Annotated in this window: 10 protein-coding genes; 7 read left to right on the forward strand and 3 right to left on the reverse strand. The window is 73.2% G+C overall.

What is annotated here, in order from left to right; genetic code table 11:
* Positions 1-202: 202 nt before the first annotated feature.
* A complete protein-coding gene (locus ACFV4P_RS24315; protein WP_380474417.1) occupies positions 203-1,513 on the forward strand; it encodes a glutamine synthetase in 1,311 nt (436 codons plus the stop codon).
* Between the two features lie 33 nt (positions 1,514-1,546).
* Here ACFV4P_RS24315 and ACFV4P_RS24320 read toward each other — a convergent pair whose 3' ends face one another.
* The 3 genes from ACFV4P_RS24320 to ACFV4P_RS24330 form a co-directional block, all read right to left on the reverse strand.
* The gene (locus tag ACFV4P_RS24320; RefSeq protein ID WP_380474419.1) at positions 1,547-2,743 is read right to left on the reverse strand and encodes a hypothetical protein; all 1,197 of its coding nucleotides are present in this window, start codon (positions 2,741-2,743) and stop codon (positions 1,547-1,549) included.
* 58 nt (positions 2,744-2,801) lie between these two features.
* Complete coding sequence (locus tag ACFV4P_RS24325) at positions 2,802-3,338, reverse strand: SigE family RNA polymerase sigma factor (protein ID WP_380474421.1); 537 nt, start codon at positions 3,336-3,338, stop codon at positions 2,802-2,804.
* Between the two features lie 97 nt (positions 3,339-3,435).
* Entirely contained in the window at positions 3,436-4,194 is a 759-nt protein-coding gene (locus ACFV4P_RS24330) for a DeoR/GlpR family DNA-binding transcription regulator (RefSeq protein WP_380474423.1), read from the reverse strand.
* Between the two features lie 49 nt (positions 4,195-4,243).
* On the opposite strand from ACFV4P_RS24330, the gene ACFV4P_RS24335 reads away from it, so the two are divergent.
* The 6 genes from ACFV4P_RS24335 (at position 4,244) to ACFV4P_RS24360 (ending at position 11,466) form a co-directional block, all read left to right on the forward strand.
* Complete coding sequence (locus ACFV4P_RS24335; RefSeq protein ID WP_380474425.1) at positions 4,244-4,633, forward strand: DUF4406 domain-containing protein; 390 nt, start codon at positions 4,244-4,246, stop codon at positions 4,631-4,633.
* A complete protein-coding gene (locus ACFV4P_RS24340) occupies positions 4,630-5,298 on the forward strand; it encodes an NUDIX domain-containing protein (protein WP_380474427.1) in 669 nt (222 codons plus the stop codon). The genes ACFV4P_RS24335 and ACFV4P_RS24340 overlap by 4 nt, the downstream gene beginning before the upstream one ends.
* A 13-nt stretch (positions 5,299-5,311) precedes the next feature.
* A complete protein-coding gene (locus ACFV4P_RS24345; protein ID WP_380474429.1) occupies positions 5,312-6,064 on the forward strand; it encodes a hypothetical protein in 753 nt (250 codons plus the stop codon).
* Between the two features lie 147 nt (positions 6,065-6,211).
* Positions 6,212-6,634: a hypothetical protein gene (locus ACFV4P_RS24350; protein ID WP_380474431.1), complete on the forward strand. Its 423-nt coding sequence runs from the start codon at positions 6,212-6,214 to the stop codon at positions 6,632-6,634.
* Between the two features lie 200 nt (positions 6,635-6,834).
* Positions 6,835-9,744, forward strand: a complete 2,910-nt coding sequence (locus ACFV4P_RS24355) for a glycoside hydrolase family 48 protein (RefSeq protein WP_380474433.1) — start codon at positions 6,835-6,837, stop codon at positions 9,742-9,744.
* 240 nt (positions 9,745-9,984) lie between these two features.
* Positions 9,985-11,466 carry a S8 family serine peptidase gene (locus tag ACFV4P_RS24360; protein ID WP_380474435.1) on the forward strand — a complete coding sequence of 494 codons (1,482 nt, stop codon included), beginning with the start codon at positions 9,985-9,987 and terminating at the stop codon, positions 11,464-11,466.
* Positions 11,467-11,487 lie beyond the last annotated feature (21 nt).

The following is an 11,487-nucleotide window of genomic DNA, read 5'->3' on the forward strand; positions in this document are numbered from 1 at the left end:
TGCTCCCTTCGAGCGGACGGAGAACGGGGTGGGGCGAGCGGGGAGTAACTCCCCGTTTCGCTGCGACGGAGGTTCAAACGGGGAGAGGCTCCCCGGAATTTCATCATCCGATGTGACCTGCGTCACTTTCAGGTTTCCACGGACGGGTGACGTCCCGGCCGAGTCGCCCGGGCACCGCATCGTCGCAGGCCAGCATGGGCGCATGAGCACCGAGAAGCCCCGCGCCGAGCGCGCCGCCGAGGCCCGACTGGCCGCCACCAGGATCGAGGCCGAGGGCGTCGACGGCGTGATCGTCGGCTGGGTCGACAACGCCGGCGTCACCCGGGTCAAGACCGTCCCCGTCCGCGGCCTGGAGAGCGCCGCCCGCTGGGGCGTCGGCGCCGCGCCCTGCTTCGACGCGTTCCTGGTCGACGACTCGCTCGCCCCGTCCGGGGGCCCCGTCGGCGACTTGCGCCTCGTCCCCGACGTCGCCGCGCTGCACCGGCTCGCCGCCCAGCCCGGCTGGGCCTGGGCCCCCGGCGACCGCTGGACCCAGCAGGGCGAACCGCACCCCGGCTGCCAGCGCCAGTTCGCCCGCCGCACCGCCGAGGCCCTCGCCGAACGCGGGCTGACCGTCAAGGCCGGCATCGAGGTCGAGTGGATCGTCGAGGGCGGCGGCGACGGCCCCGCGTACGGCATGCGCCGCGTGGTCGCCAACAGCGACTACCTGCGCGACCTGCTGCGCACCCTGCGCGAACAGAAGCTGACCGTGCTCCAGCTCCACCCCGAGTACAGCGACGGCCAGTTCGAGCTGTCCGTCGCCCCCGGCGGGCCCGTCGAGGCCGCCGACACCGCGCTGCTGGTCCGGCACACCGTCCAGGCCGTCTCGCTGCGGCACGGCCTGCGGGCCAGCTTCGCCCCCGTCACCGCCCCCGGCGGCGTCGGCAACGGCGGCCACCTGCACCTCAGCCTGTGGCGCGACGGCCAGAACCTCGGCCACGGCGGCAGCGGCCCGCACGGCCTCACCCGGGAGGCCGAGGCGTTCTTCGCCGGGGTGCTCGCCGAACTGCCCGCCCTGCTCGCCCTCGGCGCCCCGTCCGTCGCCAGCTACCTTCGCCTGGTGCCCGGCCACTGGTCCGGCCCGCACCGCTGCTGGGGCCTGGAGAACCGGGAGGCCGCGCTCCGGCTCATCACCGGCTCCGCGCCCGAGCAGGCCAACGCCGAGGTCAAGTGCTTCGACGCCGCCGCCAACCCCTACCTCGCGGTCGGCGGCGTCCTCGCCGCCGGGCTGGCCGGCCTCGGCGCCGCGCTCAGCCTCCCCGCCGAGACCACCGGCGACCCCGACGGCGTCGCCGAACGCCTCCCCGCCCGCCTCGACGAGGCCGTCGACGCCCTGCGCAAGTCCGAGGTGCTGCGCACCGCGATGGGCGAGTCGCTCTGGCAGTCCGTGATCGACGTCCGCGAGGCCGAGATCGCCCGCTTCGCCGACCACGAGCCGGCTCGGATCATCGAGGCCGTCCGCTACCGCTACTGACGTTCCGTCGGGCCGTCCCGCCGCCGAGCCCGATCAGTTCGCCGGCGGCACCGTCCAGCCCGGGCACATGGCGATCGCGGTCAACTGGTCGAGCGACACCAGGGGCGCCCGGCCGGCGTCGGCGTCGTCCGCGCCCGCCGGGTTCACGGCCGTCACCCGGACCCGGTTGCCGTCCGGGCGCAGGATGTCGACGACCGTCTCGGTGGCGCCCTGGGCGTTCGGCACCGGGCGGTTCTCGACGCTGCGGATGCGGGTGTCGTCGGGCAGCACCGGGGCGTCCGCGAACCAGGTCCGGGCGGTCTCGTCGGCCTCCTCCTGCGCGAAGTGCAGGACGACCCTCCGGTCCTGATCGGTCAGCGTCGCCGTCTGCTCCGGGCCGGAGGTGCTGGACAGCACCTTCAGGCCGGGCGGCAGCAGGTCGGGGCGCTGCACCGGGGCGTCGACCGGGAGCTTCGGCAGGGTCCGGCTCAGCGGCCCCGCGAAGGCGCGCCAACCCGGGTCGGTGGCCAGCGTCCAGAGCCGGGTGACGGACAGCAGCGGCTTCGCCCGGGGACGCCCGTTCGCCGTGGCGTAGCCGGTCGAGCTGACGACGACCCTGAGCCCGTCCGTGGTGTCCCACTGGACTGCGGTGCGCCCCCGCCGGGCCGATGCCTCGGTCCATTCGACGACGGTCACCTTGCTGCCGTCGTCCTGGGCCGCCTCCTGGCAGATCACGTCCTCGAGCGAGTACGCCGGGCAGGAATTCTCCGGCGGCGGGCCGCCCGCCCGGTAGATGTCCACCGTCAGCTGGGTCGGACCGTCGCCGTCGTCCAGGCTCAGCGACGCCCACGCCCGGGTGGTCGGGAACGCGGCCGACCCGATCGCCGACCCGTCGGAGCGGAGGATCTTCAGCTCCGCCGGCAGCCGCTCCGCCACCGCCGAGACCAGGTGCGCCTCCTGCGGGATACGGGCGGCACCGGAAGGATCACTGACAAAGGGGGAGGGTGTGGCGGACGTCGCCGGGCCGACGCCGTCCGTGTACAGGTCGCCCGGCAGGACCGCCGCCGTCGCCCCGCTCACCAGCAGCACCGCGGCGGCCGCCCCCAGCGCCAGCCGGCGGCGCTGACGGCGGCGGCCCCGGGTCGCGCCGCCCGCGGTCAGCGTCGGGGTGTCGGGGACGAAGCTCTCGCCGGTCTCGCGGAAGACCTGGCACAGCCGGTCCTCGAAGTCGTGCTCGGGCAGTGCGGGCATGCGTGATCACCGTCTCCGGGAGCTGAAGGACATGGACAAGGCGGGGCGCCGACCGGCGTCAGTGCGCGGCGAGGTCGGTCAGGCCGTCGCCCAGCAGGGCCCGCAGCCGGGCCAGCGCCCGCGAGGCCTGCGACCGGACCGCGCCCGGGCGGCAGCGCAGGATCTCCGCCGTCTCCTCGACGCTGACGTCCTCCCAGTAGCGCAGCACCAGCACCGCGCGGTCCCGGGGCGGGAGTTCGCCCAGCGCCTGGAGCAGCGTCATCCGCAAGGTGCTGTCGCCGTCCGGGCCCGCCAGGTCCGGGACCTCGGCGATCGGACGCTCGCCCGAACTGCGCCGCCGATGGTGGTCGATGAACTGCCGGTACAGCACCCCCTGTGCGTAGCCCGCCGGGTTCTCGATCGCCCGACCGCCGAACAACCGCCCCGGCCGCCGCCACACCACGTACATCCGACTCAGCGTCTCCTGCACCAGATCCTCGGCGAGATGGGTGTCGCCACCCGTCAGCAGACAGGCCGATCGGTAGAGCGGGCCGGAGCGGTTCGCGGCGAACTCCGCGTACTCCAGTTCGGCGCTGCGCCCTGTTGCTCCTGCCACGTTCGCTGTTCTCCCCCGGGTCCGTACCTCGTCACCCTTCAGACGGAACAGGGTGGCAGCGGTGTCACGGGGTGGGCGCGAAATTTTTTCCCGACTCTCAGCGGGCCGTCAGGACCTCCACTCCGTCGGCCGCGAGGCGCTCCAGCACCGGGTGGGCCGGATCCGCGTCGGTGACCAGGCCGGCGATGCGGGGCCACGGCAGGACGCGGAACGGGGAGGCGGCGCCGATCTTCTCGGCCGAGGCGAGGATCCAGGTCTCGGCGGCGCGGGCGGCCAGGGCGCGCTTCATGGCGGCCTCGTCGGCGTCGCCGGTGGTCAGGCCGGCCTCCGGGTGGACGCCGGTGACGCCGAGCAGGCAGAGGTCGGCGGAGACGTTCTGGGCGGCCTCGACGGCGGCGGCGCCGCACGCGACGGCGGAGTGCTTGAAGATCCGCCCGCCGAGGAGGAAGAGCTCGGCGCGCGGGTGCTCCAGCAGGGCCGCCACCACGGTCGGGCTGTGGGTGATCACGGTGCAGTCGAGGTCGGGCGGGAGCAGGCCGGCCACGGCGAGCGCGGTGGTGCCGCCGTCGAGGATCAACGTGCTGCCGGGGCGGACGAGTCCGACGGCCGCCGCCGCGACCCGGCGCTTGCCGTCGGGGGTCACCGACTGCCGCTCCGCGTACCCGACGACGGCGGGCGAGGCGGGCAGCGCCCCGCCGTAGACCCGCTGGCACAGGCCCTCGGCGGCCAGGTCGCGCAGGTCGCGGCGGACGCTGTCCTCGGAGATGCCGAGGTCGGCGGCGACGTCCTTGGCCACCACCTTGCCCTCGCGGGCGAGCAGGGCCAGCAGGTGGTCGCGCCGTTCAGCAGCCAGCATTCTCGTTCTCTCCTGTTCTTGCACGTTTATGCGTGTATGGTAGCGGCCCATGACCGACACCGACGCACCCATGCTCGTCCTGATCGCCGGACCGTACCGCTCCGGCACCGACGGCGACCCGCAGGCGATGGCCGCCAACCTGGCCCGACTGGAGGCCGCCGCCTGGCCGGTCTTCGCGGCCGGCCACCTGCCGGTGATCGGCGAGTGGATCGCGCTGCCCGTCCTGCGCTCGGCCGGCGCCGGACCGACCGACCCGCTCGCCGACCAGGTGCTGTACCCGGCCGCCGACCGGCTGCTCGCCCACTGCGACGCCGTGCTCCGCCTGCCCGGCGAATCGACGGGCGCCGACCAGGACGTCGCCACCGCCCGCCGCCGCGGCCTCCCCGTCTACCACGACGTCTCCGAACTCCCGCGCCGCGCACCGCAGGTGACGCGATGACCGGCCGCCCCGGCATCGACGTCCCCGACCACCGGGGCCGCACCGGACTGGACCGGGCCGGACGCGAGCTGCGCGGCAACCCCGACGTGGTGGTGCGCGAGGTCGAACTCACCTCGCAGGGCTGGCACGTCCTGCGCCGCACCACCTTCGACCACCGCCGCCGCGACGGCAGCTGGACCACCCAGCAGCGCGAGACCTACGACCGCGGCAACGGCGCGGCGGTGCTGCCGTACGACGCCGACCGCGGCTGCGTCCTGCTCACCCGCCAGTTCCGCTACCCGGCGTACGTCAACGGCCACCCCGACGGCTTGCTGATCGAGGCCGCCGCCGGCCTACTGGACGACGACGACCCGGCCACTGCGATCCGCCGCGAGAGCGCCGAGGAACTCGGGGTCGAACTCGGCCCGCTCACCCACGTGTTGGACGCGTACATGAGCCCCGGGTCGGTGACCGAGCGGCTGCACTGCTACGCCGCGCCCTACCGCCCCGCCGACCGCACCGGCCCCGGTGGCGGGCTGGCCGAGGACGGCGAGGACATCGAGGTGCTCGAACTGCCCTTCGCCGAGGCGCTCGCGATGGCCCTGGACGGGCGGATCGCCGACGGCAAGACCGTCCTGCTGCTCCAGTGGGCGGCGCTGCACGGCCCGTTCGCACCGATCCGCTGAACCGTGCAAAAACGTGCAGCTTGCCGGGTCGGCCCGTTCGGCGGCACTAGAATCGGCCCGCCCGGCGCGCACCGAGCACCATCCGGACGCCTCCGGCCAGTTGACGGCACTTCGAGGCGAGGGGCGGCGGATGGCGGGCGAGGAGATACCCGGAGCACGGGACGAGCTGCGGCGGCGCGGGGAGCGGCTGTTCGCCGAGTTCGCCGCCCTGCTGGAGACGCTGGCCCCCGGGCTCGCGCCGGCGGTCCGGCTGCCCGAGCACCCGGACATCACCGCCTTCGGCAACCCGCTGTCCTTCGGCTACCACCGCCAGGTGGCCTTCGACCGCCCGCCGACCGACCCCGACCCCGACCTGCCGGCCCGGGCCGAGGCGGCACTCGCCGACTGGCAGACCACGGTGGAACGCACCGGGACCGGATCCGCCGTGCTGCACGCCTGGCGCGACGGCATGACGCTGCGCCTGCACTTCCACCCCACGCGCGGCCTGACCCTCTGCCGGGCCGACCTGGAGCCGATGGCCCTGCACCGCCCGGAGGTGTTCGTCCGGCCCGAGCCGCTCCTCGCCCCCGAGGACGTCCGCCCCGGCCACGAACTCTGCCCCGAGTGCGAGGGCCTCGGCTGGTGCGAACGCTGCTGGGGTCGCGGCTGGACCATGGGCGGCGTCACCTGGGGCGGCCGCACCGAAGGCCGCGCCCGCTGCGGCGACTGCAACGGCAGCCGGGCCTGCCCCTTCTGCCGCGGCGCAGGCGAACGCCCGGCCCGCTGACCCCGACCGCCGGGCAGGCCGCCGGGCAGGCCGCCGGCGGGCGGCCCGGCCCGGGCCGCCCGCCCCCCGCGCGCAATGCGGTGGCGGCCGCCGCCTCCCGCTTGGCAGGATGGCGGGCCCGACCGCAGCTCAGAGGGGTCCGAGACGATGCCCACGCCCGTCGATCGCCTGGAGGCGGCCCGCAGTTCGTGCGACCCGGACGTGCTGCGTGCGCTGGTGGCCGTCGGGCTGCCGTTCGTCGACCAGGCGCTCGCCGAGAATCCGCGCACCCCGCAGGACGCGTTGGCGGCACTGGCGGCGGCGCCGCGCGGCAGGTCCACCGCCTGGAACGACAACCGGCTGCTGCGGCTGCTGGCCGAGCATCCGAGCGCGGACGCCCCGGTGCTGGACGTCGTGCTCGCGGCGGTGGCGGAGCAGCTCGCGGCGGGGCGGCGGCCGTACGCGGCGGTGATCGCGTTGGCGGGTCGGGCCGAGGTGTCGGCCGGGCGGGTCCGGGCGCTCGGGGAGTCGGCCGGTGCGTCGGCGCGGGTGCGCGGGCGGGTGGCCCGGGTGCTGGCCGGGCGTCGGTAAGTTTCACACCGCCCGGCGGGGCGCGAGTGGGTGCGCTCCCACAGTCACAGCGTGAATCGCGGCTCGGTGCAAGGGAGTTGACGGTGATCCAGGCTGCGCACTCTCTTGACACCCGCCACCCCGCTCCCGATATTTGGGAGCGCTCCCACCCCAGGACTCCACCCCAGGACTCCCCCACCCACCCCCACCGAGGAGCCGTCATGTCTCCACCCCGCAACCGGGCCACGGCGCTGAGCGCCGCCCTCCTGCTGCTCACGGCCGGCCTGTCCACCGCCGTGGTGGTGCCCGCGTCGGCCGCCGCCGTCCAGTGCTCCGTCGACTACACGGTCAGTGACTGGGGCACCGGCTTCACCGCCAACGTGGCGATCAACAACAAGGGCGCCGCCGCGCTCAACGGCTGGACGCTCACCTACGCGTACGCCGGCAACCAGACGCTCTCCGGCGCGGGTTGGAGCGGCACCTGGAGCCAGTCCGGCAAGAACGTCACGGTGGTCAACGCCGACTGGAACGGCGCGATCCCGGCCGGCGGCTCGGTCAGCGCGGGCGCCAACTTCTCGTACAGCGGCACCAACGCGGCCCCGACCTCGTTCGCGGTCAACGGAACCAGCTGCACGGGCGCGCACGCGGCCCCTACCACCACCCTGACCAGCCCGGCCCCGGGCGCCAACTACCAGGCGGGGGCGGCGATCCCGCTCTCCGCGACGGCGAGCGCGGCGGACGGCGCGAGCATCGGCAAGGTCGAGTTCTACGACAACACCACGCTGCTCGGCACCGCCACCGCCGCCCCTTACACCTTCAACTGGACGGGCGCGGCGAGCGGCAGCCACTCGATCTACGCGAAGGCGTACGACAGCCTCGGGGCGAGCAGCGAGTCCACCCCGGCGGGCATCACGGTGGCGTCGGGGCCGGCCGTCACGGCCACCCCGCTGACGCTGTCGGTCAACCAGGGCAAGACCGGCAGCTTCACCGTGAAGCTGTCCGGCCAGCCGAGCGCGAACGTCACCGTCACCACCACCCGCACCTCGGGCAACACCGGGCTGTCCGTCAGCTCCGGCGGGACGCTGACCTTCACGCCGAGCAACTGGTCCACCGCGCAGACCGTGACGCTCACCGCGGACGCCTCGTCCACCGGCTCGGCGACCTTCACCTCCGCCGCCACCGGCTACACCTCCTCGGCGGTCACGGTGACCGAACTGGCCGCCGCCTCGGGCGTGTACAACGACCGGTTCCTGCAGCTCTACAACAAGATCAAGGACCCGGCGAACGGCTACTTCTCGCCCGAGGGCATCCCGTACCACTCGGTGGAGACCCTGCTGGTGGAGGCCCCGGACCAGGGGCACGAGACCACCTCGGAGGCGTACTCGTACCTGCTCTGGCTGGAGGCCCAGTACGGGCGGGTGACGAAGGACTGGTCGAAGTTCAACTCGGCGTGGACGCTCATGGAGACGTACATGATCCCGGGTCACGCCGACCAGCCCACCAACTCGGCGTACAACGCGTCCAAGCCGGCCACCTACGCGCCCGAGCACCCGCTGCCGAGCGACTACCCGTCGGCCATGGACTCGGCCGTCACCCCGGGCAACGACCCGATCGCCGCGGAGCTGAAGAGCGCGTACGGCACCGACGACATCTACGGCATGCACTGGCTGCAGGACGTCGACAACGTGTACGGCTACGGCAACGCGCCCGGCAAGTGCGAGGCCGGGCCGACCGACACCGGGCCGTCGTTCATCAACACCTACCAGCGCGGCGCGCAGGAGTCGGTGTGGGAGACCATCCCGCAGCCGACCTGCGACAAGTTCACCTACGGCGGCAAGAACGGCTACCTGGACCTGTTCATCAAGGACAGCTCCTACGCCAAGCAGTGGAAGTACACCGACGCGCCGGACGCCGACGCCCGCGCCATCCAGGCCGCGTACTGGGCCGACACCTGGGCCAAGGCGCAGGGCAACGGCCCGCAGGTGGCGACCACGGTCGCCAAGGCGGGCAAGATGGGCGACTACCTGCGGTACTCGTTCTTCGACAAGTACTTCAAGAAGGTCGGCAACTGCACCGGCCCGACCACCTGCGCGGCCGGCAACGGCAAGGACTCCGAGCACTACCTGCTGTCCTGGTACTACGCCTGGGGCGGCGCCACCGACACCTCGGCCGGCTGGGCCTGGCGGATCGGCGACAGCGCGGCGCACGGCGGCTACCAGAACCTGATGGCCGCGTACGCGCTGGTCAACGACCCGGCGATGGCCCCGAAGTCGAGCACCGGCAAGACCGACTGGACCACCTCGATGGGCCGCCAGGTCGAGTTCACCCAGTGGCTGCAGTCCAGCGAGGGCGCCATCGCGGGCGGCGCCACCAACAGCTGGAACGGCAGCTACGACACCCCGCCGGCCGGCACCCCGACGTTCTACGGGATGTTCTACGACGAGGCGCCGGTCTACCACGACCCGCCGTCCAACCAGTGGTTCGGCTTCCAGGCCTGGGGCCTGGAGCGGATGGCCGAGTACTACTACTCCAGCGGCGACGCCAAGGCCAAGGCCATCCTGGACAAGTGGGTGACCTGGGCGCTGTCCCGGACCACCTTCAACGCCGACGGCAGCTACAAGATCCCGTCCACGCTGTCCTGGAGCGGCAAGCCGGACACCTGGAACGCCGCCTCCCCGGGCGCCAACACCGGCCTGCACGTGAGCGTGGTCGACTACACCAACGACGTCGGCGTGGCGGGCTCGTACGCCAAGCTGCTGTCCTACTACGCGGCGAAGTCCGGCAACACGACGGCGAAGACCGCCGCGCAGAAGCTGCTGGACGGCATGTGGGCCAACAACCAGGACACCATGGGCATTTCGGTGCCGGAGACGCGGACCGACTACAACCGGTTCAAGGACTCGGTGTCGGTGCCCGGCGGTTGGACCGGCACGATGCCCAACGGCGATGCGATCAACAGCAGTTCGACGTTCCTGTCGATCCGCTCCTGGTACCAGCAGGACCCGTCGTTCGCGAAGGTGCAGAGCTACCTGAACGGCGGCGCGGCGCCGACCTTCACGTACCACCGGTTCTGGGCGCAGGCCGACATCGCCACGGCGATGGCCGCCTACGGCGAGCTGTTCGGCGGCTGACCGCCCGTCCCCAACGGTCCGTCCCCAACGGTCCGTCCGCAACCGCGCGTCCGCAGCCCGCAGCCGCACCACAGTCCGAGTGCCCGGTCCGACCGACAGCGGACCGGGCACTCGCCCGTCCTGGGCCGATTGTTTTACTACCTCTTGATTTTTGTCATATGGGCTGAATAGTCTCCCGGCCATTCGCGCGCTTTCGATCACCTCGATCGCGTCCGCCGACTCTCGGAAGGGTCAACCCCTATGAGCGTTCCCCGGATCCGCCGCTCCGCACTCCTCGCCGCAGGTCTCGCCCTGGTCACGGCCGGCGCCCTCGCCGGACCCGTCGGCAGCGCCGCCGCGGCCACCGCCTCGGCCGCCACCGGGCAGCCGATGAACTACGTGGTCAACACCAAGGCCAACCACGGACAGACCCAGAAGGCGGAGCGTGAGATCCGGGCGGCCGGCGGCAGCATCGTCGCCTCCTACGAGCAGATAGGCGTGGTGATCGCCCGCTCGTCCGACCCCGGCTTCGCCGCCAAGCTCCGCCAGTCGAAGACCATCGACTCGATCGGCGCCAGCCGCACCGCCGGCATCCAGGCCTCCACCGACGTCCAGGTCGGCGTCGAGGAGACCGCGCCGACCGGCGCCACCGCCGACGGCAACGAGCCGCTCTGGGCCAACCAGTGGGACATGCGGCAGATCGGCGTCGACCGGGCCCACACCGCGACGCTCGGCAGCCGCGACGTGGTGGTCGGCGTGCTCGACTCCGGCATCGACGCCACCCACGAGGACCTCGCCGCCGCCGTCGACCCGGCGCTCTCCGCGTCCTGCCTGAGCGGCCGCCCCGACACCGACTGGCAGTCCTGGCAGCCCACCAGCAGCAGCCACGGCACCCACGTGGCCGGCACCATCGCCGCCGCGAAGAACGGCAAGGGCATCGAGGGCATCGCCCCCGGCGTCCGGCTGGCCGCCGTCAAGGTGGTCGACAACGGCGGGTTCATCTACCCCGAGTACGCGATCTGCGGCTTCGTCTGGGCCGCCGAGCACCACTTCACGATCACCAACAACAGCTACTACGTCGACCCGTGGATGTTCAACTGCGCCGGCGACCCCGACCAGGCCGCCGTCGCCGAGTCCGTCCGCCGGGCCGTCGACTACTCCCGCCGGGGCGGAGTGCTGAACGTCGCCGCCGCGGGCAACGAGAACATCGACCTCGCGCACAAGACCGTCGACGTCAGCAGCCCCGACGACACCGACCCGGCCGAGCGGCCGATCGACGCCAGCTGCCTCAACCTGCCCGCCGAACTGCCGGGCGTGATCGGGGTGTCGGCGATCGGCTCGAAGGGCGACAAGTCCTACTACTCCAGCTACGGCCTGAACAAGGTCGCCGTCTCCGCCCCCGGCGGCGACGCCACCGCCTTCCAGGCCCCCAACACCCCCGACCGCAAGGGCGGCGTGCTCTCCACCGTCCCCGGCAACAAGTACGCCTACATGTCGGGCACCTCGATGGCCTCCCCGCACGTGGCCGGCGTCCTCGCCCTGCTCGCCTCCACCCACCCGGGCGCCAACGCCGACCAGCTGCGCACCCTCCTGGTGAAGCAGGCCGACCCGCACGCCTGCCCCACCGGCGTCTTCAACCCCGGCGGCACCGGCCTCTACAAGGCCACCTGCGAGGGCACCGAGGCCAACAACGGCTTCTACGGCGCCGGCATCGTCAACGCGGCCAAGGCCGCCGGCCAGTAACACCCCGCCCGCAGTCGGGCC

It is taken from the genome of Kitasatospora sp. NPDC059795, assembly GCF_042732175.1.
Taxonomy (GTDB): Bacteria; Actinomycetota; Actinomycetes; order Streptomycetales; family Streptomycetaceae; genus Kitasatospora.